The sequence below is a fragment of the Streptomyces sp. WMMC1477 genome (assembly GCF_027460245.1).
Classification (GTDB): domain Bacteria; phylum Actinomycetota; class Actinomycetes; order Streptomycetales; family Streptomycetaceae; genus Streptomyces.
Window position 1 is genome coordinate 5,478,304 of the sequence record NZ_JAPZBD010000003.1, and the last position, 23,339, is coordinate 5,501,642.

Annotated in this window: 24 protein-coding genes; 15 read left to right on the top strand and 9 right to left on the bottom strand. The window is 74.4% G+C overall.

Features of this window, described 5'->3' with window-relative positions; genetic code table 11:
* The first annotated feature begins 15 nt into the window (after nt 1–15).
* The 7 genes from O7609_RS23925 to O7609_RS23955 all read left to right on the top strand — a co-directional run bounded on the left by O7609_RS23925 (nt 16) and on the right by O7609_RS23955 (nt 6,263).
* On the top strand, nt 16–834 hold the full coding sequence (locus O7609_RS23925) for a HipA family kinase (RefSeq protein WP_269734931.1): 819 nt from the start codon (nt 16–18) through the stop codon (nt 832–834).
* A complete protein-coding gene (locus O7609_RS23930; RefSeq protein WP_269734930.1) occupies nt 831–1,265 on the top strand; it encodes a DUF3037 domain-containing protein in 435 nt (144 codons plus the stop codon). Before O7609_RS23925 ends, O7609_RS23930 begins: the two co-directional genes overlap by 4 nt.
* A 117-nt stretch (nt 1,266–1,382) precedes the next feature.
* Nucleotides 1,383–2,144 carry a 3-oxoacyl-ACP reductase FabG gene (gene fabG / locus O7609_RS23935; RefSeq protein ID WP_269734929.1) on the top strand — a complete coding sequence of 254 codons (762 nt, stop codon included), beginning with the start codon at nt 1,383–1,385 and terminating at the stop codon, nt 2,142–2,144.
* 36 nt (nt 2,145–2,180) lie between these two features.
* Entirely contained in the window at nt 2,181–2,936 is a 756-nt protein-coding gene (locus tag O7609_RS23940) for an SDR family oxidoreductase (protein WP_269744237.1), read from the top strand.
* Between the two features lie 399 nt (nt 2,937–3,335).
* On the top strand, nt 3,336–4,892 hold the full coding sequence (locus tag O7609_RS23945) for an ABC transporter substrate-binding protein (RefSeq protein ID WP_269744238.1): 1,557 nt from the start codon (nt 3,336–3,338) through the stop codon (nt 4,890–4,892).
* A gap of 96 nt (nt 4,893–4,988) precedes the next feature.
* On the top strand, nt 4,989–5,660 hold the full coding sequence (ung, locus tag O7609_RS23950; RefSeq protein WP_269737128.1) for a uracil-DNA glycosylase: 672 nt from the start codon (nt 4,989–4,991) through the stop codon (nt 5,658–5,660).
* 102 nt (nt 5,661–5,762) lie between these two features.
* Nucleotides 5,763–6,263, top strand: coding sequence for a hypothetical protein (locus tag O7609_RS23955; protein WP_443072213.1), 501 nt, complete (start codon nt 5,763–5,765; stop codon nt 6,261–6,263).
* On the opposite strand, the gene O7609_RS23960 is transcribed toward O7609_RS23955, so the two are convergent.
* The 5 genes from O7609_RS23960 to O7609_RS23980 all read right to left on the bottom strand — a co-directional run bounded on the left by O7609_RS23960 (nt 6,239) and on the right by O7609_RS23980 (nt 10,365).
* Nucleotides 6,239–6,694: a hypothetical protein gene (locus O7609_RS23960; protein ID WP_269744239.1), complete on the bottom strand. Its 456-nt coding sequence runs from the start codon at nt 6,692–6,694 to the stop codon at nt 6,239–6,241. The genes O7609_RS23955 and O7609_RS23960 overlap by 25 nt on opposite strands.
* 68 nt (nt 6,695–6,762) lie before the next feature.
* Complete coding sequence (locus O7609_RS23965) at nt 6,763–7,011, bottom strand: hypothetical protein (protein WP_269744240.1); 249 nt, start codon at nt 7,009–7,011, stop codon at nt 6,763–6,765.
* Nucleotides 7,012–7,046: 35 nt separating this feature from the next.
* Nucleotides 7,047–8,543 carry an apolipoprotein N-acyltransferase gene (gene lnt / locus O7609_RS23970; protein WP_269744241.1) on the bottom strand — a complete coding sequence of 499 codons (1,497 nt, stop codon included), beginning with the start codon at nt 8,541–8,543 and terminating at the stop codon, nt 7,047–7,049.
* A 70-nt stretch (nt 8,544–8,613) separates the two neighbouring features.
* Nucleotides 8,614–9,510: an undecaprenyl-diphosphate phosphatase gene (locus O7609_RS23975; protein WP_269744242.1), complete on the bottom strand. Its 897-nt coding sequence runs from the start codon at nt 9,508–9,510 to the stop codon at nt 8,614–8,616.
* An 81-nt stretch (nt 9,511–9,591) separates the two neighbouring features.
* Nucleotides 9,592–10,365 (bottom strand): TVP38/TMEM64 family protein, encoded by a 774-nt coding sequence (locus tag O7609_RS23980; protein WP_269744243.1) that lies wholly within the window; start codon nt 10,363–10,365, stop codon nt 9,592–9,594.
* 114 nt (nt 10,366–10,479) lie between these two features.
* On the opposite strand from O7609_RS23980, the gene O7609_RS23985 reads away from it, so the two are divergent.
* Nucleotides 10,480–11,322: a spermidine synthase gene (locus tag O7609_RS23985; RefSeq protein WP_269744244.1), complete on the top strand. Its 843-nt coding sequence runs from the start codon at nt 10,480–10,482 to the stop codon at nt 11,320–11,322.
* 129 nt (nt 11,323–11,451) lie between these two features.
* Here O7609_RS23985 and O7609_RS23990 read toward each other — a convergent pair whose 3' ends face one another.
* Nucleotides 11,452–12,510: a hypothetical protein gene (locus tag O7609_RS23990; protein WP_269732812.1), complete on the bottom strand. Its 1,059-nt coding sequence runs from the start codon at nt 12,508–12,510 to the stop codon at nt 11,452–11,454.
* Nucleotides 12,511–12,650: 140 nt separating this feature from the next.
* On the opposite strand from O7609_RS23990, the gene O7609_RS23995 reads away from it, so the two are divergent.
* The 3 genes from O7609_RS23995 to O7609_RS24005 all read left to right on the top strand — a co-directional run bounded on the left by O7609_RS23995 (nt 12,651) and on the right by O7609_RS24005 (nt 14,514).
* The gene (locus O7609_RS23995; RefSeq protein WP_269732811.1) at nt 12,651–13,103 is read left to right on the top strand and encodes a DUF4442 domain-containing protein; all 453 of its coding nucleotides are present in this window, start codon (nt 12,651–12,653) and stop codon (nt 13,101–13,103) included.
* 84 nt (nt 13,104–13,187) lie between these two features.
* Nucleotides 13,188–13,721, top strand: coding sequence for a gamma carbonic anhydrase family protein (locus O7609_RS24000; protein WP_269732810.1), 534 nt, complete (start codon nt 13,188–13,190; stop codon nt 13,719–13,721).
* Between the two features lie 49 nt (nt 13,722–13,770).
* Nucleotides 13,771–14,514 carry an acyltransferase gene (locus O7609_RS24005; RefSeq protein ID WP_269732844.1) on the top strand — a complete coding sequence of 248 codons (744 nt, stop codon included), beginning with the start codon at nt 13,771–13,773 and terminating at the stop codon, nt 14,512–14,514.
* Nucleotides 14,515–14,563: 49 nt separating this feature from the next.
* On the opposite strand, the gene O7609_RS24010 is transcribed toward O7609_RS24005, so the two are convergent.
* On the bottom strand, nt 14,564–15,430 hold the full coding sequence (locus tag O7609_RS24010) for an EamA family transporter (RefSeq protein WP_269732809.1): 867 nt from the start codon (nt 15,428–15,430) through the stop codon (nt 14,564–14,566).
* 116 nt (nt 15,431–15,546) lie between these two features.
* Here O7609_RS24010 and O7609_RS24015 point away from each other — a divergent pair, with 116 nt between their 5' ends.
* Nucleotides 15,547–16,119 carry a helix-turn-helix domain-containing protein gene (locus O7609_RS24015; protein WP_269732808.1) on the top strand — a complete coding sequence of 191 codons (573 nt, stop codon included), beginning with the start codon at nt 15,547–15,549 and terminating at the stop codon, nt 16,117–16,119.
* 22 nt (nt 16,120–16,141) lie between these two features.
* Here the strand turns inward: O7609_RS24015 and O7609_RS24020 are convergent, their stop codons facing one another.
* Nucleotides 16,142–16,558, bottom strand: a complete 417-nt coding sequence (locus O7609_RS24020) for a CoA-binding protein (RefSeq protein ID WP_269732843.1) — start codon at nt 16,556–16,558, stop codon at nt 16,142–16,144.
* A gap of 66 nt (nt 16,559–16,624) precedes the next feature.
* On the opposite strand from O7609_RS24020, the gene O7609_RS24025 reads away from it, so the two are divergent.
* From O7609_RS24025 to O7609_RS24035, 3 genes are all read left to right on the top strand, one after another.
* Nucleotides 16,625–17,248 (top strand): YigZ family protein, encoded by a 624-nt coding sequence (locus tag O7609_RS24025; RefSeq protein ID WP_269732807.1) that lies wholly within the window; start codon nt 16,625–16,627, stop codon nt 17,246–17,248.
* Nucleotides 17,249–17,378: 130 nt separating this feature from the next.
* The gene (locus tag O7609_RS24030; RefSeq protein WP_269732806.1) at nt 17,379–18,551 is read left to right on the top strand and encodes an exonuclease SbcCD subunit D; all 1,173 of its coding nucleotides are present in this window, start codon (nt 17,379–17,381) and stop codon (nt 18,549–18,551) included.
* Nucleotides 18,548–21,568, top strand: a complete 3,021-nt coding sequence (locus O7609_RS24035) for an AAA family ATPase (RefSeq protein ID WP_269744245.1) — start codon at nt 18,548–18,550, stop codon at nt 21,566–21,568. Before O7609_RS24030 ends, O7609_RS24035 begins: the two co-directional genes overlap by 4 nt.
* Before the next feature lie 60 nt (nt 21,569–21,628).
* Here the strand turns inward: O7609_RS24035 and O7609_RS24040 are convergent, their stop codons facing one another.
* Nucleotides 21,629–23,323 (bottom strand): DUF885 domain-containing protein, encoded by a 1,695-nt coding sequence (locus O7609_RS24040; RefSeq protein ID WP_269744246.1) that lies wholly within the window; start codon nt 23,321–23,323, stop codon nt 21,629–21,631.
* Between the last annotated feature and the right edge of the window lie 16 nt (nt 23,324–23,339).

Sequence of the window (23,339 nt, forward strand, 5' to 3'; positions counted from 1 at the left end):
GTATAGCCTGGCGAAATGCTGACCGAAGTCATCGCGACCCGGTACGTCACGCCCCTGCGCGAGGGTGGATCGCTGCCCGGGATCGTCGAGGCCGACGATCTGGGTACCTACGTCATGAAGTTCACCGGGGCCGGCCAGGGCCGCAAGTCGCTGGTGGCCGAGGTGCTCTGCGGCCGGCTCGCCCAGGAGCTCGGGCTGCGGGTGCCGGAGCTGGTGCGGATGCAGCTCGACCCCGTCATCGGCCTCGGCGAGCCCGACGAGGAGGTGCAGGAGCTGCTGAAGGCGAGCGGCGGTCTCAACCTCGGCATGGACTTCCTGCCCGGCTCCCTCGGCTTCGATCCGCTGGCCTACCGGGTGGACGGAGCCGAGGCCGGGCGGGTGGTGTGGTTCGACGCGCTCATCGGCAACGTGGACCGCTCCTGGCGCAATCCGAACCTGCTCGTGTGGCACGGCGACCTCTGGCTCATCGACCACGGCGCCAGCATGATCTGGCACCACAACTGGCCCACCGCCGAGGCGGCCGCGGCCCGCCCCTACGACGCCTCCGACCACGCCCTGGCGCCGTTCGGCCCGGACGTGGCCGCCGCGGCGGCTCGGCTCGCTCCGCGCGTCACGCCCGAGCTGCTGGCCGCCTGCGCCGCCGACGTGCCCGACGAGTGGCTCGTGGACGAGCCCGGGTTCACGGCACCGGACGAGGTGCGCGCGGCCTATGTACGGCTGCTCACGGAGCGGGCGGCGGGCGTCCACGAGCGCGTCACGCTGGGGCCGCCCACGGCCGACCGCCCTTCCCGGGCCCCCGGCTGGCTCACGGACTGGAAGGAGCCGGCCCGATGAGCGAGGGCACCGCACCGGACCGCGTCGTCTTCGAGTACGCGCTCCTGCACGTCGTCCCCCGGGTCGAGCGCGGCGAGCGGATCAACGCCGGGGTCGTCGTCTACTGCCGGGCCCGGGGGTTCGTGGCGGCCCGCACGGCGCTGGACGAGCGCCGGCTCCTCGCGCTGGACCCGGCCGTCGACCTGGCCGGGGTGCACGCGGCCCTGCGCGCGGTCGAGCACGTGTGCCACGGCGGAGCGCGGGCGGGGCAGGCCGCGGCGGACGACGCCGGGCGGCGGTTCCGCTGGCTGATCGCCCCGCGCAGCACCGTCGTTCAGCCCGGCCCGGTGCACTCGGGGCTGACGGCGGACCCGGCGGCGGAGGTCGAGCGGCTGCTGGACGTGCTGGTGCGTCCGCCGCGTCCGGACCGGCCGGGCGGACGACGCCGGTGAGCTCGGACGACACCGCTGTTCAGGGAGACCGTTGACAGCTCCGGGCCCGGCTTCTAGCGTCACCCTCACCCACGCTACTAAGCGGTTGCTCACCCCTTCGAGAACGAGGAGACCAGGATGTCCAGCAGCGAACAGCGCGTCGCGGTCGTGACCGGCGGAGCGCGAGGCATCGGAGCGGCCACCGCCGTCCGGCTGGCCGAGGAGGGGCGGGCCGTCGCCGTGCTCGACCTCGACGAGGGCGCCTGCAAGGACACCGTCGAGACGATCACCGCGGCGGGCGGGCGGGCGCTCGCCGTGGGCTGCGACGTCTCGGACGCCGAACAGGTCGAGGCCGCGACCGCCCGGATCGCCGCCGAGCTCGGCGCACCGGTCATCCTCGTCAACAACGCCGGAGTCCTGCGCGACAACCTCCTGTTCAAGATGAGCGAGTCCGACTGGGACACCGTGATGAACGTGCACCTGCGCGGCGCGTTCCTGATGTCCCGCGGCTGCCAGAAACACATGGTGGACGCCGGCTTCGGGCGCATCGTGAACCTGTCCTCCTCCTCCGCGCTGGGCAACCGGGGCCAGGCCAACTACTCGGCGGCCAAGGCCGGGCTGCAGGGCCTGACGAAGACACTCGCCAAGGAGCTCGGGAAGTTCGGCGTGACGGCGAACGCCGTCGCACCCGGCTTCATCGCCACCGACATGACGGCGGCCACCGCCGCCCGGGTGGGCATGGACTTCGAGGACTTCAAGGCCGCGGCCGCCTCCCAGATCCCGGTGCAGCGCGTGGGCCGCCCCGAGGACGTGGCCGGTGCCGTCGCCTACTTCACCCGTGACGACAACGGCTTCGTCTCCGGCCAGGTGCTGTACGTGGCCGGCGGACCGCTGGACTGACGGACCATCTCCGCACGAGCGAAAGGCAGGGCTGCGATGACGACGCCGGACACCGGCAGGGTCGCCCTGATCACCGGCGGCAGCCGGGGCATCGGATACGGGATCGCGCGGGCGCTGGTCGCCCGGGGCGACCGGGTCTGCATCACCGGGCGTAACGAGGAGTCCCTCAAGGAGGCCGTCGACGCCCTCGGCCCGGAACGGGCCATGGGTGTGGCGGGCAAGGCGCGGGACGAGGCGCACCAGGCCGAGGTAGTGGAGCGGGTCATGGACGCCTGGGGGCGGGTGGACCATCTCGTCAACAACGCCGGCACGAACCCGGTCTTCGGCCCGATCGCCGAACTCGACCTGGACGTCGCCCGCAAGGTCTTCGAGACCAACGTCGTCTCGGCGCTGGGCTTCGCTCAGCGCACCTGGGCGGCCTGGCAGCGTGAGCACGGCGGGACGATCGTGAACGTCGCCTCGATCGCCGGGGTCAGTGCGTCGCCCTTCGTCGGCGCCTACGGCATCAGCAAGGCGGCGATGATCAACCTCACCCTGCAACTGGCCCAGGAGATGGCCCCCGGTGTGCGCGTGAACGCCCTCGCGCCCGCCGTGGTCAAGACCAAGTTCGCCGTGGCCCTGTACGAGGGCCGGGAGGAGGAGGCGGTGCGGCGCTACCCGCTGGGCCGGCTCGGGCTGCCGGAGGACATCGGGGGCGCCGCCGCGTTCCTCACCTCCGACGACTCGCAGTGGATCACCGGCCAGACGCTGGTGATGGACGGCGGCCTGTTCCTCAACGCGGGCGTCGCCTGACGCCCGTACCGCATGCCACGTCCTCGGCGCCGGGCCTGTGAACAGGCACGGCGCCGAGGACGTGCGTGGGCGCGGGCGGGACCGCGAAACCGGGTCGCGGGGTCCTTCGGGGACACCGCTGAGTCACCGTGGCTGCCGGTTGCGTGACGGTCGTGACGACCGGCGCAGAGGTCGTTGATCTGTCCATGTAGTTCCGGCCAAGGCTGCGGTAGGGTCTGCGTCGTCACAGGCTGCGGGTCCGCTGCCGCACCTGGTGCGTTCTGCGCGGGGCCGAGACATGGGGAGCGGGAAAAGCGCCTCCCGGAGCCGGTGGTATCTCTCGCACGCACCGATGTTCCGCTGTGGCCCCGTTCAACGAGGAGCGTGCACGTGTTCAGCCGGAAGAGGCTTCTCCGAAGCATGGCGATAGGGTCGGCCGTGGCCCTGCTCGCCGGTTGTGCTTCACTGACCGGAGGGGACGGAGAAGAGGACGAGCCCATCGTCGTCGGGACGACCAGCGCGCCGAGCGTGCTCGACCCGGCCGGCGCCTGGGATGGCTCGTGGGAGCTGTACCGCAATGTCTACCAGACGTTGCTGCACTTTCCCGACGCCAGCGCCATCCCTGAGCCCGACGCCGCCGAGAGCTGCGGTTTCACCGACAACAGCAGCCAGGTCTACCGGTGCACGCTCAAGGACGGGCTCACGTTCTCCAGCGGTCGCCCGCTGGACGCACAGGCCGTCAAGTACTCGATCGAGCGCACGATCAACATCGCGGCGCCCGTCGGCCCGGCACCCCTGCTCGACTCCCTCGACCGCATCGAGACCAGCGGCGATCACACGGTGATCTTCCATCTCAGGGAATCGAACGCCACCTTCCCGCTGGTCCTCGCCACCCCGGCCGCGTCCCTGGTCGACCCCGAGGACTACCCGGCCGACGCACTGCGCGATTCCGAGGAGGTCACGGGCTCGGGGCCGTACGTGCTGAAGTCGTACGCCCCGGACGACCGGGCCGAGCTGGTCCGCAACGACAGCTACAAGGGCGCGGCCGAGCTGGAGAACAAGGCGGTGACGATCCGCTACTTCCACGACTCGGCCAAGATGGTGGAGGCCCTGCGCGACGACAAGCTCGACCTCACCTACCGCGGACTGACGCCGGAGCAGATCTCCACGATCCAGGACAGGGAGTTCGAGAACAAGGACGTCTCCCTGCACGACATCGTGGGCACCGAGATCCGCTATCTCGTCTTCAACCCCGGACACGAGTCCGTCGAGGACCCGGCCGTCCGCCAGGCCATCGCCCAGGTGATCGACCGCAAGGCCCTGGTGCGCAACGTCTACCAGCGCACCGCCGAGCCGCTGTACTCGATGGTCCCCGGCGGCATCACCGGCCACACCAGCGCCTTCTTCGACGAGTACGGCGAGCCCAACCGGAAGAAGGCGGAGGAGGTGCTCTCCGACGCCGGGATCAGTACGCCGGTCGAGCTGACCTTCTGGTACACGACGGACCGCTACGGCACGAGCGCCCGGACGGAGTTCGAGGAGATCCAGCGCCAGCTCAACGCCTCGGGCCTGTTCAAGGTCGGGATCGAGCACAAGGCGACGTGGAAGGACTACCAGGACGGCATCAAGAAGGGCGAGTACGCCGTCTTCGGCCGTGGCTGGTTCCCCGACTTCCCGGACCCCGACAACTACATCGGCCCGTTCGTCGGCCCGGAGAACGCCCTGGGCGTGCCCTACGAGGACGAGGAGCTGACGGGCAAGCTGCTGCCGGAGTCCCGGCGGCAGAGCGACCGGGCCGCAGCGGGCTCGACGCTCAAGGACGCCCAGCGCATCCTCGCCGAGGACGCCCGGCTGCTTCCACTGTGGCAGGGCCGGGTCTACATCGCGGCCCACGACGAGATCGCCGGCGTCGAGTGGACGATCGACTCCTCCACCATCATGCGGATGTGGAAGCTGCACCGTAAGGCGAGCTGGTAACGGCACTGTCAGAGGCCACCTGTACGTTCGGAGGCGCCCGGTGAAGATCACCGGGCGCCTCCGACGCACACCGGAAAGGGTGACCAGGTGATCGACATGCTGCCCGCCTCCTGGCAGGACGTACTCGGCGAGGAGCTGCACAAGCCCTACTTCAAGGAGCTCACCGCGTTCGTCGAGGAGGAGCGGGAGCGCGGCCCGGTGTACCCGCCCCACGACGAGGTGTTCGCGGCACTGGAGGCGACGCCCTACCACGAGGTGAAGGTGCTCGTCCTGGGCCAGGACCCGTACCACGGCGAGGGCCAGGGGCACGGGCTGTGCTTCTCCGTGCGCCCCGGGGTGCGCGTCCCGCCGTCCCTGCGCAACATCTACAAGGAACTGCGGGAGGAGCAGGGGCACCCGCTCCCGGACAACGGCTACCTCATGCCGTGGGCGCGGCAGGGCGTCCTGCTGCTCAACGCCGTGCTGACGGTGCGGGCGGGGGAGGCGAACTCGCACAAGGGCAAGGGCTGGGAGCAGTTCACGGACGCGGTGATCGGCGCGGTGGCCGCCCGTGAGGAGCCGGCGGTGTTCGTCCTGTGGGGCAACTACGCCAGGAAGAAGTCGCGGCTGATCGACGCCTCGCGGCATGCCGTGGTGGAGGGCGCGCATCCCTCGCCGCTGTCGGCCAGGAGGTTCTTCGGTTCGCGCCCCTTCGGGCAGATCGACGCCGCCGTCGCCGCGCACGGGCACCAGCCCATCGACTGGCGCATTCCGGACCTCGCGGGCTGAGCGCCTGCCCGGTGTCCGGCGCCGCCGCGGGTTAGCGTCGGGGCGGCGGACACCGCATCCGCCCAGCGCCGCGCAGAGGACACGCAGTCACGGGAGACGCAGGTGAACCAGTCCACGCCGGACGACGAGGCGATGACGACCCGGATCGGCCAGGCCGTGATCCTGCTGCACGGAGGGGACCGGGAGGAGGCCCGCAGCCGGTTCGCCGAGCTGTGGGCCGAACTCGGCCATGACGGCGAACCGTTCCACCGGCTCACGGTCGCCCACTACATGGCCGACACCCAGGACGACCCGCAGGACGAGCTCGCCTGGGACCTGCGCGCACTCGGCGCGGCCGAGGCGATGAGCGGCGGGCCGGCCCCCGGGGGCGGGCCCGCCAGGAGCGCGCGGGGGCTGTTCCCCTCGCTCCACCTCAACCTCGCGGCCGACTACCTCAAGCTCGCCCAGCACGCGGCGTCGCGGCGCGAGCTGGACCGCTGCCAGGCCGTCCTGGACACCCTGGACGACGACGCCTACGGGCGCGGCGTCCGGGCCGCCGTCGCCCGGATGGAGCTGCGGCTGTCCGAGGCCGCCGAGGGTCACGGACGGCCGGGCGCCCCGTGACCGCGGGTCTCCCGGCACGTCCGGCCGATCGCGCTGCCCGGCTGCCAGCCGCCGTACGCCTCGGCCAGCGCGCAGGCGTCCGTCCCCGCGGCCAGCGAGGCCACGGGCTCGGGTACGACGCCGAACGGGTCGCCCTCCCGCGGCGGGCGGGGGAGGTCAGCCGGGACGGGCGGGGAGCCCGTCGGCCGGGGACGCGGGGGCGGACCGGGCGCCACCGTGCGGCCCCGCGCGCTCGGGCGCGGGGAGACCGGCGGTGGGCGGTCCGGCCGGGTGATCGACTCCCGGGCGGGCGCCGTCGCGGACTCGGCGGGGGTCGCGCCGGGTGCCGGCGTGGCGGGTGCCGGGCGGCCCGAGGCCGGGACGGTGATGCACCCGGGCACCGCGGCCAGGGCGACTCCGGTGAGCAGGAGGGCGTATGAGGCGCGTCGCACGCGGCACACTCTGCCGCAGCCGGGGGAGGGGAGATAACTCCCCGTGAGGGTGATCGCGCCGACCGCCGTCACCCGTCCGGTGTGCTCCGCGGCCGGGGACGCCACGCGGGCCGCCCGGGCCGGGCCCGCTCGTCGTCCCGCCCGGGCCGGGCCGCCGGGCATGCCGTCGAGAAGTTCCCGGTGCTCGTGCGCAGGGTCGCCACGTCCGGCGCCGTCGCGCGGCAGGAGCCGGCCGAGCAGCTGGACAGCACGCCCTCGCACCAGATCACGACGGACAGCGCGTGCCGTTCCGGTGCCGCGGATCCGAGCGCGCGCACCACGGCCACGAGCGGCTCGCACGCGTCCTACGGCCTCAGCGCCGCCGGCCGCCGGCCCGACGGGCGAGCCGCGCCGCCCCGGCCCCGCCGAGGAGCCCCACGGACCCCCAGACCACCCAGTCGCCCCACCGGACGTACGGCGTGCGCTCCGTCGCCAGCGGCAGGGCGTACACGGCCGCGCCGTCGCGGTCCGTCCCCAGCCGCGGGCCCACCCGCTCCCCGTCCGGACCGTAGGCCGTCGTCACGCCCGTGAGCGTCGCGTGCACCATCGGACGCCCGGTCTCCGCGGCCCGCAGGGCCGCCAGCGAGGCGTGCTGCCCCGGAGCCCAGGTCTCCTGGAAGGTGCTGGTGGCCGACTGGCCGACGAGCAGCTCCGCCCCCTCCCGCGCCAGACGCCGACTCATGTCGGGGAAGGCCGTCTCGAAACAGATCAGCGGGCCGGCCCGCACCCCGCCCGCCGACATCACGGCCGGCTCCGTGCCGCGCAGCCGGTCCTCCTCGGCGGCCTGGCCGACCCGGGTGGCCCAGCCCAGCACGGGGCGCAGCGGGACGTACTCGCCGAACGGCACCAAGCGCATCTTGTCGTACTGGTCACCGGTGAGACCCTCGTCGTCCACCAGCACCGAACTCTTGAAGATGCCCGGTCCGCCCACCCGCCGGGCGTCCACGTTCACCAGCAGCGGGGCCGCGACCTCGGCCGAGAGCGCGGCCAGGTGCCGGGTGAGGTCGTCACGGGCGAACAGGTCGAACCCCACGCTGCTCTCCGCCCACACCACCAGATCCACATCCCGGCCCACCAGGGAGCGCGTCAGCTCCACCCCCCGCTCGAAGCGCGACACGGGATCGCTCAGCTCGCCCGGCTGTACGACGCCCACCCGCGCCACACCGGAGGTCCGCGGCGCGGACGCCCACAGCCAGGAACCGAGGATCCCCAGCGCACAGCAGCCCAGCGCACCCGCCGCCACCGCGCGGCCACCCCGCGTCGGCGCCCCCGCGAGCAGGGCCGCCAACCCGGCGTTCACGCCCACGATCAGCCAGCCGATCAGCCACACCCCGCCCAGCGCAGCCAGCCCCAGTCCCGGCTCCCACGACCACTGGCTCGAGCCGAGCAGCCCCCAGGGGCCGCCCGCGTACTCCCAGGAGCGCACCAGCTCGGCCGTCAGCCAGCCCGAGGGCAACAGCACCACGGCACCGAGGGCCCGGGCGGGCCCGGCGCCGTCCCGCAGCAGCCGGTGCGCGAGCCAGCCCCACGGCGCCCACAGCGCGCCCACGAGGGCGGCCAGAGGGAGCACGAAGACATGGAGGTGCGGGGCCAGCCAGTGGTGCGTCGCCAGGATGAAGCCGGTACCGCCCGCCCAGCCGAGCCACGCCGCCCGCCGCCCGTCCGCCGAGGCCGCGAGTAGCAGCAGCCACGGCACGAGCCCCGCCCAGGCCAGCCACCACAGCCCGGGGGCGGGGAAGGCCAGCGCCGGCAGGGCTCCGGCGGCGAGGGCCGCGAGACCACCCCACCAGCGCGAGGGCGCGTACCGCATGGCGCGCCTCCTTCGCCGGTGGCCGGGACTGCTTTCAGTGTGCCTCCGGCCGGCCTCCGGCTCGGGGCGCTCAGCCCGACGTGTCTCCTCCGGCGTACGGGTCGAGCACGCCCATCCAGATCAGCACCAGCAGGACCGAGCCGAGCGCCACCCGGTACAGCACGAAGGGGAGGAAGCTGCGGGTGGAGATGAACCGCATGAACCACGCGATCACCGCATAGCCCACCAGGCCGCTGACGATCGTGGCCAGGATCGTCGGGCCCCAGGAGACGTGGCCGCCGTGCTCACCGATCTCCGTCAGCTCCAGCAGGCCGGAGGCGAGGACGGCGGGGATGGCCAGCAGGAACGAGTAGCGCGCGGCGGCGGCGCGGTTGTACCCGAGGAACAGCCCGCCGGTGATCGTCGAACCGGACCGGGACATGCCCGGAATGAGCGCGAGCGCCTGGCAGCAGCCGTACAGGATGCCGTCCCGCACCGTGAGGTCCTCCAGCCCCTTGACCGGCCGCGTGGCCCGGTGGCGGCCGGTGCCGCGCTCGGCCCGTTCGGCGGCGCGCTGGGCCGTCCGGTCCGCGACGCCGAGCACGATGCCGAGCGTGATCAGGCTGAAGGCGATGAGCTGGAGGTTGCGGAAGGGGCCCTCGATGTAGTCCTTGAGCGTCAGGCCGAGGACGCCGATCGGGATGCTGCCGGCGATCACGAGCCAGCCCATGCGCGCGTCCAGGTCACGGCGGGCGGACTTGTCCACCAGCGAGCGCGACCAGGCCCGCAGGATGCGGACGATGTCCTGCCGGAAGTAGATCAGCACGGCCGCCTCGGTGCCGATCTGCGCCACCGCGGTGAAGGCCGCGCCCGGATCCTCCCAGCCTGCCGCCACGGCGGTCAGGCGCAGGTGGGCGCTGGAGGAGATGGGCAGGAACTCCGTCAGCCCCTGGACGATCCCGAGGATGAATGATTCGAACCAGGTCATGTCGGGATGCGCTCGTCCTTGTGATCGTGGATGGGTGGAAAAGGGTGGTGCGCCGCTCTGATGCTACGGGGGAGCCGGGTCTCAGCCCGCGGCACCCGCCGGTTCGCGGCTCCGCTGCCGGGACCGTGCACGCCGGTGCCGTTCCCGCCGGTGCCGGGCGAGCAGGGCTCCGGCCACCCCGGTGAGCACCAGGAAGCCGGAGGCGGCCAGGAACCCGGAGGACGCCGGGTCCGTGGCCCGCCCACCGGCCAGCGCGTAGGCGGCCGTGCTGGGAACCGAGCCCACGGCGGTGCCCGCGAGGACGGCGGACCAGCGCACCCGGGACACCGACGCCGCGTAGTTCGTCAGCGCGAACGGAACCCCGGGCAGCAGCCGCAGGACCAGCACGGAGCGGAAGCCGTGCTGCTCCAGCAGCCGGTCGCCCGCGTGCAGGACGCGGCCGCGCAGCAGCGGGCGCAGGGCGTCCCGGCCGAGCAGCCGGCCCAGGCCGAAGGCCACCGCGGCGCCCAGGACCGAACCGGCGAGCGCCGTTGCCGTCCCCGTCCCGGCCCCGAACAGCAGCCCGGCGGCCAGGGACAGCACCGGGCGCGGGACGAAGGCCGCCGAACCGAGGCCGTAGCCCAGCACGAACACGCCCACGGCGACGGCGGTGGGAAGCGTTCCCAGCCACTGCGGGCCCAGGAACCGCTGGGGTTCGAAGACGGCGACGGCGGCCGCGCCCGCGGCCAGCAACACCACCAGCGCGCCCAGCCGTGGCCACGGCGTGCGGACCGGGCGGCCGACGTCCGTCCCGGCCGGCCCCTCGAGCGGTACGCCGAGGGCGTGCGGGACGTTCGGACGAGTGGGCGCGGGCACCGGGGGAGGGTAACCGACGAAGGTGAAGCCCCGACGGCTCCCGGGTGACGCGCGCGGTAACGGCGGCTCGGGGGTGCCGGTCCCGTGCACCTGCGCGACACCCACAATGGAACCGTGAACGAAGCGCTTCCGCTGACCCGCCCCGTCGACCACGGGACCGCGCGGCTGCTGCCGGACGTCGACCGCGGCCGTGCCTGGCTGCTGACCGTCGACGGCGCCCCGCAGTCGTATGTGGACCTCGACGACCCCACCCATCTGGAGTTCGAGTACACCCGCCGCCTCGCGCACGTCATCGACGCCGTCGCGCCCGCCGGCCCGCTGGACGTGCTGCACCTCGGCGGTGGCGGGCTCACCCTGCCCCGCTACACCGCCACGACCCGGCCCGGATCGCGGCAGCGGGTGGTGGAGGCGGACGCGGCCCTGCTCCGGCTCGTCCGGGAGAACCTTCCGCTGCCCGACGGTGACGCGACGCGGGTGGAGGCCGAGGACGCCCGTGCGGCGCTGGAGTCCGCCGAACCCGCCGCCCACGACCTGATCGTCGCCGACGTCTTCGGCGGCTCCCGGGTGCCCGCGCACCTGACGACGCGCCAGTGCGCCGAAGCCGCCGCCCGGGCCCTGCGGCCCGGGGGCGTGTACGCCGCCAACCTCGCCGACGGCGCGCCCTTCCCGTTCCTCCGCGGCCAACTGGCCACCTGGGCCGCCGTCTTCCCCCATCTCTGCATCCTCATTGAGCCCGGCGTCCTGCACGGCCGCAGATTCGGCAACGTGGTCCTCGTCGCCTCCAGGGCTCCGCTCCCGGTGGCGGAACTGGCCCGCGCCTGCGCGGCGGACCCCTTCCCGGCCCGCGTCGAGAACGGGACCGGGCTGCGCCGGCTCGCCGCGGGGGCCGCGGTCGTTCAGGACGAGGACGCCGTGCCCTCGCCGCAGCCCCCGCCGGGCTCCTTCAGCGTCGGCTGACCCGGCCGGGGCACGGCCCTCGACGGGGCCGCGACGACCGGGCCCTGCTCCCGGCACCCTCGCCGCCGGCCCGCCCGCGGGGGCCGGCGCGGGCGGCGCCCCGGTCGCCCGGCCCGGGACGCCACCGGGTCACTCGTCTTCGCCGTAGGGGCGCAGCGACTTGGCGATCTTGTCGATCATCTCCTGGGACAGCTCGTCGTCCACCCCGGTGTCCGTGATGAGGACCCACAGCCGCAGCTCACGCGAGGAGTCCAGCCACGAGACGGCGACGGCCTTGCCGTCCGCCTCGCACTTGTTCTCCTTCTGGGCGCCCTTCGACGTGGCGACGGCGATGTGGCCCTCGATGCCGTGGTCGCTCTTGAACGGCTTGGACTTGGTCCACTCGACCTTGTCCTTCTCCTCGCCGTGCCGGTAGTAGACGAAGCTCTGCGCCGCGTTCAGGGCCGCCTCGCTGGTGTTCTTCGCGCCCTGCGCGCCCTTGGTGCCGACGACGGTCCGCGAGTACGTTCCCCCCTCGGAGTCCTCGCACCAGTCCTCCTTGAAGTAGGCCGGAGCGCTCATCGCCACCTGGGGGATGGGGAACATCGCGTCGGGGTCCTCCTTCTCACCCCAGCCGATGATCGTCGTCTTGGTGCCCAGTTCCCAGTCCTCGGGGACGTCGAACGCACTGTGGTGCTTGGGGTTGATGACGACCTGCCAGCCGGGGACCACCGGCTCGGGGTCGTCCGACTCGCCGCTGCCGCGCGGGTTGTCCGGGTCCCGGATTCCGCCGCCGTCGTCCTCGCCGGGCTCCTCGGACGGGTCCGGCTCCGTGGAGGAGGGGGAGGAACTGGCGGCGGGCGTGTCGCCGCCCTTCGCCGAGGGGTCACCCTCGTCCCCGTCGCCCGTGAGGAGGATCGCCCCGGTCACGACCGCTCCGGCGACGACGGCGAGCGAGACCGCGATCGCGAGGATCGTGTTGCGCTTGGAGCTCTTGCCGCCTCCGGGCGGCTGCGGCACGCCGGGAGGCGCCGGAGTCGGCCACTGGCCCAGCCCCGCAGGCTGCTGGTAGGGATTGGGCTGCGATCCCGGCTGCCCCGCCTGTCCGGGCTGCTGGTACGGATTCGGTTGCTGATAGCCCGGCTGCTGGTACGGATTGGGTTCCTGCGGATTCTGGCCGCCCCCGGGCTGCTGCTGTCCTGGCCACATGACGTGAACTCTACGAGTGGCTCCCCAACGCCTCCATGGCCGCCCCCGCTTTGGTACGCGGCCGCGACATTCGCGGAACGCAGGCGGAACGGGGAAACGATCCGCCCCATATCAAGCTACTCGCTGGTAATGTTTGGTGCATGTCTGAGAACCTGCCGTCGATCGGCGACCTGATGGCGGCCTCCGTGCCGATGGTCCGCACCCTGAACCTGGAGTTCACCGAGGCCACCGCGGAGCGCGTGGTCGTCCGGCTGCCGGATCAGAGCGAATACCACAACCACGTCGGCGGCCCGCACGCCGGCGCGATGTTCACCCTGGCCGAGTCGGCCAGCGGCGCCATCGTCATGGCGGCCTTCATGGACCAGCTCTCCCGGGCCGTTCCGCTGCCCGTCCGCTGCGAGACCACCTACAAGAAGCTGGCCAAGGGCCCCCTGACCGCCACCGCCCGCCTCGGGCGTCCGGTCGCCGACGTGGTGGCCGAGCTGGACGCCGGGCAGCGCCCCGAGTTCCCGGTGCTGGTCGACATCACCCGCGAGGACGGCGACGTCACCGGCGACATGCGGATCGTCTGGACGCTGCGGCCGAACGACTGAGCCGCCCCGCGCCCGTGCCCGCCGCGTCGCATACGGTGCACCCCGGGCACGGCGGGGACCGCACAGTCGAACGAGGAGTTGGCGATGGCAGAAGCGTTGATCGCGGGCGTGGGCGGCAGGGAGCCGCGGGTCGACCCCGAGGCCTACGCGGCACCCACGTCCGTGGTCGTGGGTGACGTGACGGTCGCCGCCGGTGCGAGCGTCTGGTACGGCGCAGTGCTGCGCGGGGACATGGGGGCGATCGTCCTGGGCCCGGAGAGCAACGTGCAGGACAACTGCACCGTCCACGTGGACCCGGGCTTCGACGTCTCCGTGGGCGCGCGCGTCTCGGTGGGACACAACGCCGTCCTGCACGGCTGCACCGTCGGGGACGACGTCCTGGTCGGCATGGGCGCCACTGTCCTCAACGGCGCGGTGATCGGGGCCGGATCGCTCGTCGCCGCGCAGGCCCTCGTCCCGCAGGGCATGCGGGTGCCTCCGGGCTCGCTGGTGGCGGGCGTCCCCGCCAAGGTCCGGCGCGAGCTCACGGAGGAGGAGCGGGAGCACATCCGGCTCAACGCCGCCGCCTACCGCGACCTGGCCGCGCAGCACCGCGCCGCCGCCCGGGGAGCGGACTGACGTGGGCGAGGCCGTCCCCGTACCGCCGGGCAGGGCCGCCTCCCGGGCCGTGGCCAGGCGGGCCTCCCGGATCACGTCCCGGCTGGTGCACCGCGCCTGGCGCTGGGCCCAGCAGGCGGGGGCGGTCACCGCAGAGCGCCCGGGGCCGCACGCCTTCCGGCGGATCGGCTCCGGCACCCGGCTCGCCTTTCCGCAGGGCACGATCTTCGGCGCGCCCTGGATCGAGCTGGGCGACCACTGCATCGTGGGTGCCGAGGTGACCCTGACCGCCGGGATGATGCCCGATCTCGACCTCGGCCCGGAGGCGGTGCTGCGGCTCGGGTCCGGCGTGGTGCTGGGCCGGGGCAGCCACGTCATCGCGCACAGCCCGGTCACCATCGGGGACGACGTGTTCTTCGGCCCCTACTGCTACGTCACCTCCACCAACCACTCCTACGACGATCCGCACGAGCCGGTCGGCAAGCAGTGGCCCCGGGCGGCCCCGGTGGAGATCGGCGCCGGGAGCTGGCTCGGGCACGGTGCCGTCGTCCTGCCCGGCGCCCGGCTGGGGCGCAACGTCGTGGTGGCGGCCGGGTCCGTCGTCCGCGGGGAGGTGCCCGACCACGCGGTCGTGGCCGGTGCCCCGGCCAGGATCGTCCGGCGCTGGGACGCCGACGCGGGCTGGCAGCCGCCGCTGCGCACCCCGGCCCCCGTGCCGGTTCCGGAGGGTGTCACCTCGGCCGAGCTGCTCGCCCTGGCGGAACGGGCCGGGCCAGACGTGCTGCCGGCGCAGCCGGGTCCGCCGCGGGAGTGAGCCGCGCCTGCCGGGGACGGTGAGCCGGCCGGGGGCGTCCCGACGCCGGTCAGCCCGCCGCGAGCAGGACCGTGCCCATGACGGCCAGCCCCACCCCGGCGCTCTGGATCGGCCGGAGCCGTTCGCTCAGCCAGCCGCGCGCGGCGAGTGCGGTGATCACCGGGTAGAGCGAGGCCAGTACGGCCGCGATGGTGACCGGCCCCTGCTGGGCCGCGACCATGTAGGTGCCGTTGGCGGCCACGTCGGCCAGGCCCACCAGAGCCAGGGCGGGCAGCGAGGCGCGCAGGCCGCTCCGGCCGTCCGGCGGCAGCGCCGGCCCGCCCCGGTGCACCTGGCCCAGCAGTGCCGCCCCGCCGACGGCCACGTTGCACAGCCGCTGGACGAACAGGGCGAGGAAGAGGCCGGTCATGGTGACCGACGCGTGCTCGATCAGCGCCATGACCGCGCCGATCCCGAGCGCGGCGAACGCGGTGAGCACCAGCGTCTGCCGCGGCACGGGCGCGCCGCCGGTCTGGGGGCCGCAGGCCAGGACGACACCGCCGACGGCGACGACGATCCCGAGCGCCTGCACGGCGTCCGGCCGTTCGCCCAGGGCCAGGCCGACCCCGACGGGCACGGCCACCGCGCCCATGGCGGCCAGCGGCGAGACGACTCCCATCGGGCCGAGGGCCAGGGCCCGGTAGAAGGTGAGCAGGCCGATCGGGCCGACGATCCCGGCGGCCACCGCGAACCACAGCTGCGAGCCGATCTCCTGCCAGCCCCCGGTGGCCAGGACGACGGCACCGAGTGCGAGCGCCGCCAGGGACTGGGAGACCACCACGACCGTGAGCGCGGGAACGCGCCGGGTCAGCAGTCCGCCGCCGAAGTCGGCCAGCCCCCACATCAGGCTGGTGGCCAGGGCGAACGCCACGGTCATGGGGAACCTCGCAGTACAGTGTGGTGAACGTTGGAGTCCAGCACACCGTAGTCCACGATGCAGAACTTATCCATTTAAAATATTGGACTATCAGATCCCTCGGGGAGGGCCCGTACGTGACCGACCTGGACCACCTCAGCCAGTCGCTCGCCCGCAACCTCAAGCGCCTGCGCACCGAGCGGGGGTTCACGCTCGACGCTCTCGCCGCCCGCTCAGGGGTCAGCAGGGGCATGCTCATCCAGATCGAACAGGCCCGGACCAACCCCAGCGTGGGCACGGTGGTGAAAGTCGGCGACGCCCTCGGCGTGAGCATCACCACCCTGCTCGACTTCGACCAGGCCCCGCAGGTGCGGCTGGTACCGGCCGAGCAGGCCGTACGGCTGTGGTCGACGGAGGCCGGCAGCCACAGCACCCTGCTGGCCGGCGCTGAGGCGCCCGGGCCGCTGGAGCTGTGGTCCTGGGTGCTGATGCCGGGCGAGGGCAGCACCTCGGACCCGCACCCGACCGGGACGACGGAACTGGTGCACGTCCGCTCCGGCGTGCTCACCCTCACCGTGGACGGCACCGACCACGACGTACCCGCCGGGACCTCCGCCACCTTCCAGTCACACGTGTCCCACGGGTTCCGGAACGAGGGCACGGCCCCCGTGGAGATGACGATGGCCGTCTCCGTCCCCGCGCCGCACTAGGCCGCGGGGGAGTGGGCTCAGCTCACAGGAGGGGGATCTCGATGGCCGGGCAGCGGTCCATCACCATCTCCACGCCCGCCGCCCGCGTCCGCGCGTACGCCTCCTCGTCGACGACGCCGAGCTGGAACCACACGCCCCGCGCGCCGATCGCCACGGCCTCGTCCGCGACCCGGCCGGCCAGCGAGGAGTTGACGAACACGTCCACGACGTCCACGGGGAAGGGGATGTCCGAGAGCGAGGCGTAACCCGGCTCGCCGTGGACCGCCTCGGCCTTCGGGTGCACCGGGACGATCCGCTTGCCGTACCGCTGCAGCACCCCGGCGACGCCGAACGCCGCGCGCGCGGTGTTGTGGGAGAGCCCCACCACCGCCCAGGTCTCGCCCATCTCGGTCAGCATGCGCCGTACGGCTCGGTCCTGCGCGATCGCGTCCACGGTCATACCGGACTCAACCACGTCCCCCGCCCGCTCATTCCCGCTCGGACCGGGGGACGTAGGGTGGCCCGCATGCAGGACCAGTACCTCACCGTCGCGGCCCCCGGCGTGCACGAGACCGAGGTCAACCGCTCCCGGTTCCTGTGCGCCCTCGCCCCCGCGGCCACCGAGGGCGACGCCCAGGGCTTCCTCGCCGCCGTCCGCGCCGAACACCCCACGGCCTCGCACCACTGCTGGGCCTACGTCCTCGGGGCCGACGGCGCGGTGCAGCGGGCGGGTGACGACGGGGAGCCGGGCGGTACGGCGGGGGCGCCGATGCTGCAGATGCTCCTGCGCCGGGAGGTCCGCTGCACGGTCGCCGTGGTGAGCCGCTGGTTCGGCGGCACCAAGCTCGGCGCCGGCGGCCTCATCCGCGCCTACGGAGGCGCCGTGGGCGCCGCCCTCGACGCGCTCGGCACGGTCACCCGGCACCGCTCGCGCCTCGCCACCCTCACCGTCGGACACGACCGCGCCGGCCGGCTGGAGAACGATCTGCGGTCCACCGGACGGCAGATCCGCGGGGTGCGCTACGGCTCCCGCGTCACCTTCGACATCGCCCTGCCCGCGGCCGGCGTCGACGCCTTCCGCGCCTGGCTGGCCGACACCACGGCCGGCACGGCCCGCCTCGAACTGCACGGCGACAGCTACGACGGCTGACCCCCGCCCCCACGACGGCTGACACAGCCCCGCCCGGAGCGCGGCCCCGGACCCGCCGCACGGTCCGGGGGCGCCGTCCCGCGCCAGCCCCGGGACCGGCTGTCAGCACCGGGGCTTAGGGTCGGTGACCATGCGTCTGCTGCACACCTCGGACTGGCACCTGGGCCGTGGCCTGCACCGGGTCAGCCTGGTGGAGGCCCAGGCGGCCTTCGTCGACCACCTGGTGGCCACCGTGCGCGAACGGGGCGTCGACGCCGTCCTGGTCGCCGGGGACGTCTACGACCGGGCGGTGCCGCCGCTCAACGCCGTGGCCCTGTTCGACGACGCCCTCAACCGGCTGGCCGCCCTCGGTGTGCCCACCGTCATGATCTCCGGCAACCACGACTCCGCGCGGCGCCTCGGCGTCGGCGCCGGGCTGCTCGCGCGGGCCGGCATCCACCTGCGGACCGACGTGGCCGGGTGCGCGTCCCCGGTCGTCCTCTCCGACGTGCACGGCCCGGTGGCCTTCTACGGCCTGCCCTACCTGGAGCCGGCCCTCGTCCGCGGTGAGCTGGGAGCCGAGCGCACGGCCCACGCCGCCGTCCTCGGGGCCGCCATGGACCGGGTCCGCGCCGACCTCGCCGCGCGCTCCGCCGGCACCCGCTCGGTCGTGCTGGCCCACGCCTTCGTCACCGGGGGCCAGGGCTGTGACAGTGAGCGGGACATCACCGTCGGCGGCGCCGCGGCCGTGCCTGCCACGGTGTTCGACGGCGTCGACTACGTCGCCCTCGGGCACCTGCACGGCTGCCAGACGCTCGGCGATCGGCTGCGCTACTCCGGCTCCCCGCTCGCCTACTCCTTCTCCGAGGCGGGCCACCGCAAGTCGATGTGGCTGATCGACCTCGACGCCGCGGGCCGGGTGCGGGGCGAACGCGTGGACTGCCCCGTCCCCCGGCCGCTCGCCCGCCTCCGCGGGCGCCTGGACGACCTGCTCGCCGACGAGGGCCTGGAACCGCACACGGGAGCCTGGGTGGAGGCCACCCTCACCGACCCGGTCCGCCCGGACGAGCCCATGGCCCGCCTCGCCGAGCGCTTCCCGCACGTCCTGAGCCTCGTCTTCGACCCGGACGGGCGGGAGGGGGAACAGCGGCGCAGCTACGCCGGCCGGCTGCGCGGCCGCAGCGACCAGCAGATCGCCGAGGACTTCGTCGCCCACGTCCGGGCCGGGCGTGGCCCCGACGCGCGGGAACGCGCCGTCCTGCGCGGCGCGTTCGACAGCGTCCGCGTCACCGACGCCGAGAACGAGAAGGACCCGATCCGTTGAGGCTGCACCGGCTCACCCTCACCGCCTTCGGCCCGTTCGCCGGTACCCACGTCGTCGACTTCGACGCCCTCTCCGGAGCCGGCCTGTTCCTCCTGCACGGAGCCACGGGAGCGGGCAAGACCTCGGTCCTGGACGCCGTCTGCTACGCCCTGTACGGCGGCGTCCCCGGGGCCCGTCAGAGCCAGGGGCACACCGGCCTGCGCAGCAGCCACGCCCCCGAGGCCGTCCCCACCGAGGTCTCCCTGGACTTCACCGTGGGGGAGCGGCGGCTGCGGCTGGCCCGCCGCCCCGAACACCGCCGGCCCAAGCAGCGCGGCCACGGCCATACGACGGACAAGGCCCGCTCCCTGCTGCACGAGTACGATCCCGCAACCGGCGAGTGGCGGCCCCTCAGCCGCTCCCACCAGGAGATCGGCCGGGAGGTCGGCGAGCTGATCGGCATGAGCCGCGAGCAGTTCTGCCAGGTCGTGCTCCTGCCCCAGGGCGACTTCGCGCACTTCCTGCGCGCCCGCTCCGACGAACGCGCCGCCCTGCTCGGCCGGCTGTTCGACACCGGTCGGTTCCGTGCCGTCGAAGCGCACCTCGCCGAGCGGCGGACGGCCGCCCAGCAGCGGCTGCGCGAGGCGGACGAGGCGCTGCTCGCCCTCGCCCACCGCATGCAGCAGGCCGTGGAGGAGAGCGGCACCGACGCCGCCCTGCCCGAGCTCTCCCCCGGGGACGCCGGGCTGAGCGACACGGTCCTCGCCTTCGCCGCCCTGGCCCGGACCACCGCACGCGAACGCGTCACCAGCACCGTGCTGGCTGTCCGGGCCGCCGAGGAACACCACACGGCCGCGCTGGAGCGGCTGGCGGCCGCCGAGGAGCTGGCCCGGCTCCAGCACCGGCACCGCCAGGCGTCCCAGCGGGCCGGGGACCTCGCGGCCCGGGCCCCCGAGCGCACCGCCCTGCGCCGGCGCCTGGAGCGCGCCCGGGCCGCCGATACCGTCGTCCCCGCGCTCACCGCCCGCCGCTCGGCGGAGGCCGAGCACCGCGAGGCCGCCGACGCCGAGGCGCAGGCGCGGGCCACCCTGCCCGGCCACCTCGCCCAGGCCCCCGTCGAGCGGCTCACCGAGGCGGAGCGGCAGACCTCCCAGGAACTGGGGGCCCTGGACGCGGCCCGCCGAGCGGAAGCCCGCGCCGAGGCCCTGGGCCGCGAACTGACCGCCCTGGAGCACGACGCCGCGGACGACGAGGCCGTGCTGCGCGAGGCGGACGAGTGGCTGAGCGGCTGGCCCGCCGAACAGGCCGCCCACCGGGGCCGTGTCGACGCGGCGCAGGCCGCGGCCACCCGGGCCGAACAGCTCGCGGGCCGCCTCGACCCCGCCCGCCGCCGGCTCGCCGCCGCCCAGGACCGGGACCGGCTCGTCGTCCGGCTGGCCGACGCCAGCGAGGCGGCACGCCGGGCCGCCGACCGCTCGGCGGCCGCCCGCGAGGCCTGGCTCGACCTCAGGGAGCGGCGGCTCGCCGGGATCGCCGCCGAGCTCGCGTCCGGGCTGCGTCCGGGGGCGCCCTGCGCCGTCTGCGGCTCCGAGCGGCACCCGGCCCCCGCGCGGCCGATCGAGGGCCAGGCGGACGCCGCCGCCGAGGACGCGGCGCTGACGGCCTATCAGGAGGCCGACACCCGCCGGGAGGCGGCCGAGCGTGCCCGGGAGGCGGTGCGGGAGGCGCGGGAGGCCGCGCGGACGGAGGCCGGTCGGGACACCGTGGCGGACTGCGCGCGGCTCGTGTCCGGCCTGGAGTCCGAGCTCGCCGCGGCCCGGAGGGAGGCCGCCGGCGCGCACGCGCACCGCGAGCGGCTCGCCCAGGCCGAGCGGGAGCACGAACGCCGCCTGGTCGAACGCCACGAGGCGGGGCGGCGCACCGCGGCCCGCACCTCGCGCCGGGAGGCGCTCCAGAGCGAACTGGCGGTCCAGTGGGCGGAGCTGACCCAGGCGCGGGGGGAGGACGCGGACGTCGCCGTCCGCGCCGGGCGCCTGCGCCGTCTCGCGGGGGAGCTGGCGGCGGCGGCCGAGGCCGCCCGCCGCGCGGAGGCCGCCGCCCGGCACCTCAAGCAGGCCGACGCGGCGGAGGCCGACGCCGTCTGGCGGGCCGCTTTCGACACCCCGCGGGACGCGGCCGACGCCGTGCTGGACCCGGCGCGCGCGCGGGAGCTGCAGTGCCGGCTGGACGACTGGCAGACGGAGGAGGCGGCCCTGGCCGCCGAGCTGGCCGACGCCGGGATCAGCGCGGCGGCCGAACGGCCGCCCGCGGACGTGGAGGCCGCGCGGTGGCAGGCGGGGAAGGCCGCCGAGCTCCGCCGGGCCGCCGACGCGGCGGCAGCGGCGGCCCACTCCCGGCTCGCCGCGCTGGACCGGCTCTCGGCGCAGGCCGCCGAGGCCGTGCGGGCCGTCGGGCCGCGGCGGGCCGAACACGACCGCGTCACCCGTCTCGCCCACCTGGCGGCCGGCACCTCGGCGGAGAACGAGCGCAAGATGCGGCTGGAGACGTATGTGCTGGCGGCCCGGCTGGAACAGGTCGCCGCGGCCGCCAGCACCCGGCTGCAGCGGATGTCCGGTGGGCGGTACACCCTGCTGCACTCCGACGACCGGGCGGGCCGCGGGGCCAGGTCCGGCCTGGGCCTGCACGTGATCGACGCGTGGACGGGGCGGGAGCGCGACACGGCGAGCCTCTCCGGCGGCGAGACGTTCTTCGCCTCGCTCGCCCTGGCCCTGGGCCTCGCCGACGTGGTGGGCGACGAGGCGGGCGGCACCCGGCTGGACACGCTCTTCATCGACGAGGGCTTCGGCAGCCTGGACGAACAGACGCTGGACGAGGTGCTGGAGGTCCTGGACTCGCTGCGCGAACGGGACCGCTGCGTGGGCATCGTCAGCCACGTCTCCGATCTGCGCCTGCGCGTCCCGGCCCAGCTGGAGGTCGTCAAGCGCCGGACCGGCTCGGCCGTCCGGCACCACGTGGAGGGCGTCGGCGGCCCGGGCTGAGGCCGGGGCCGCCGGTGGTCCGGGTCCCGGCCTCATGGCGGACCGGGCCCCGGCGTCGGGTCACAGCGCGGCCAGCTCCACCGCCAGGTCGTCCAGCCCCAGCGAGCCCTGCGAGAGTGCCGCCATGTGCCAGCGCTTGGCGTCGAAGGCCGCGCCGTGCCGTGCGCGGGCCGCCTCCCGGCCCCGCAGCCACACCCGTTCGCCCAGCTTGTAGCCGATGGCCTGCCCGGGCATGCCGAGGTAGCGCACGATCTCGCTCTCCACGGTCCCGGCCTCCACCCCGGAGTGCCGGCCGAAGAACTCCTGCGCCAGCCGAGGGGTCCACCGCTCACCGGGGTGGAAGGGGGCGTCGTCCGGAATCCGCAGGCCCAGGTGCATCCCGATGTCGATGATCACCCGGATCGACCGCATCATCTGGGCGTCCAGATACCCGATCCGGCGCTCGGGATCGGAGAGGAAACCCAGTTCGTCCATCAGGCGCTCGGCGTACAGCGCCCAGCCCTCAGCGTTGGCACTGACCATGCCGACCGTCGTCTGGTACCGGGAGAGGCTGTCCGCCTTGTACACCCATTGAGCGAGCTGCAGATGGTGCCCGGGTACACCCTCGTGGTACCAGGTGCTGACCAGGTCGTACACGGGGAAGCGCTCGTTGCCCATGGTGGGCAGCCAGGTACGGCCCGGGCGGGAGAAGTCGAGCGACGGTGTCGTGTAGTACGGGGCCGCGGCGCCGCCCGGGGGAGCGATCATGGACTCGACCCGGCGGACGGGCTCGGCCAGTTCGAAGTGGGTGCCGTCCAGGGCCGCGATGGCCTCGTCCATGAGCCCCTGAAGCCATGCCCGGGTCGTCTCCACCCCCTCGACGACCTGCCCGTGGTCACGCAGGTGGCGCAACACCGCCCACGGGTCGGAGGCGCCGGGAAGGATGCGCGCGGCCTCGTGCCGCATCTCCGCGGCCAGGCGGTGGAACTCGGACCAGCCGTAGGCGTAGGCCTCCTCCAGATCCGGCTCGGCGCCGTTCCAGTACCGCACCCACCGGGCGTACCGCTCCCGGCCGACCGGGTCCGGGGACCCGGCGACCCCGGGCGCGTAGACGTCCCCGAGCCACGCCCGCAGCTCGTCCACCCCGGTGGCGGCCGCGACGGCCGCCGCGTCCAGCTCCCCGCGCAGCGACGGCGGGGCCGCCGCCGTGAAGTCCCTGAACCAGCCGCCGGAACCGGGCTTTCCGGCCCACTGGACGAGCTGGCCGATGACGGTCTCGGCCTGCCGGGGCCCGCCGTGCAGCCCCTTGTCCAGCCCGGCCGCCAGCGTCTGCCGGTAGCCCGCCACCGCGTCCGGGACGGCCCGCAGCCGCCGCGCCACGGTCGCCCAGTCCTCGGCGGTCTCGGTGGGCATCATGGTGAACGCCATGCGCATCTCGTGCACGGGCGAGGAGAGGTTGTTGACGGCCCGCAGGTGCTCGCCCGCGTCGTGGACGGCGAGGTGCGCCTCCAGCCGCTCGCGGAGCAGACGGGCACAGCGCTGTTCCCGGGGATCGGCGGCCTCGGGCCGGGCGGCGGAAAAGGCGAGATCCGCGAGCGTCGAGCGGTGGAGGTCGGCCAGGGCCTGAGAGCCGTCGGGCGAGAGGTCGGGCAGCAGCGCGTCGGCCCCGGGGACGCCCAGCTCGGTGCCGAGCACGGGGTCGAGACGGACGAGGGAGTCGACGTAGCCGTCGGCGAGCTGTCGGGGGAGCGGAGGTACCTGCGTGGTCTCGGACATGGGGGCCATCCTCATA

Excerpts from the sequence above, each read along its gene's own strand:
- O7609_RS24030 (WP_269732806.1), top strand. The coding sequence starts at position 17,379 with ATGCGTCTGCTGCACACCTCGGACTGGCACCTGGGCCGTGGCCTGCAC.
- O7609_RS23930 (WP_269734930.1), top strand. The coding sequence starts at position 831 with ATGAGCGAGGGCACCGCACCGGACCGCGTCGTCTTCGAGTACGCGCTC.
- O7609_RS23995 (WP_269732811.1), top strand. The coding sequence starts at position 12,651 with ATGTCTGAGAACCTGCCGTCGATCGGCGACCTGATGGCGGCCTCCGTG.
- O7609_RS24000 (WP_269732810.1), top strand. The coding sequence starts at position 13,188 with ATGGCAGAAGCGTTGATCGCGGGCGTGGGCGGCAGGGAGCCGCGGGTC.
- O7609_RS24020 (WP_269732843.1), bottom strand. The coding sequence starts at position 16,558 with ATGACCGTGGACGCGATCGCGCAGGACCGAGCCGTACGGCGCATGCTG.
- O7609_RS23945 (WP_269744238.1), top strand. The coding sequence starts at position 3,336 with ATGGCGATAGGGTCGGCCGTGGCCCTGCTCGCCGGTTGTGCTTCACTG.
- ung (WP_269737128.1), top strand. The coding sequence starts at position 4,989 with ATGCTGCCCGCCTCCTGGCAGGACGTACTCGGCGAGGAGCTGCACAAG.
- O7609_RS23990 (WP_269732812.1), bottom strand. The coding sequence starts at position 12,510 with ATGTGGCCAGGACAGCAGCAGCCCGGGGGCGGCCAGAATCCGCAGGAA.
- lnt (WP_269744241.1), bottom strand. The coding sequence starts at position 8,543 with ATGCGGTACGCGCCCTCGCGCTGGTGGGGTGGTCTCGCGGCCCTCGCC.
- O7609_RS24040 (WP_269744246.1), bottom strand. The coding sequence starts at position 23,323 with ATGTCCGAGACCACGCAGGTACCTCCGCTCCCCCGACAGCTCGCCGAC.
- fabG (WP_269734929.1), top strand. The coding sequence starts at position 1,383 with ATGTCCAGCAGCGAACAGCGCGTCGCGGTCGTGACCGGCGGAGCGCGA.
- O7609_RS24010 (WP_269732809.1), bottom strand. The coding sequence starts at position 15,430 with ATGACCGTGGCGTTCGCCCTGGCCACCAGCCTGATGTGGGGGCTGGCC.
- O7609_RS23925 (WP_269734931.1), top strand. The coding sequence starts at position 16 with ATGCTGACCGAAGTCATCGCGACCCGGTACGTCACGCCCCTGCGCGAG.
- O7609_RS24025 (WP_269732807.1), top strand. The coding sequence starts at position 16,625 with ATGCAGGACCAGTACCTCACCGTCGCGGCCCCCGGCGTGCACGAGACC.
- O7609_RS23975 (WP_269744242.1), bottom strand. The coding sequence starts at position 9,510 with ATGACCTGGTTCGAATCATTCATCCTCGGGATCGTCCAGGGGCTGACG.
- O7609_RS23940 (WP_269744237.1), top strand. The coding sequence starts at position 2,181 with ATGACGACGCCGGACACCGGCAGGGTCGCCCTGATCACCGGCGGCAGC.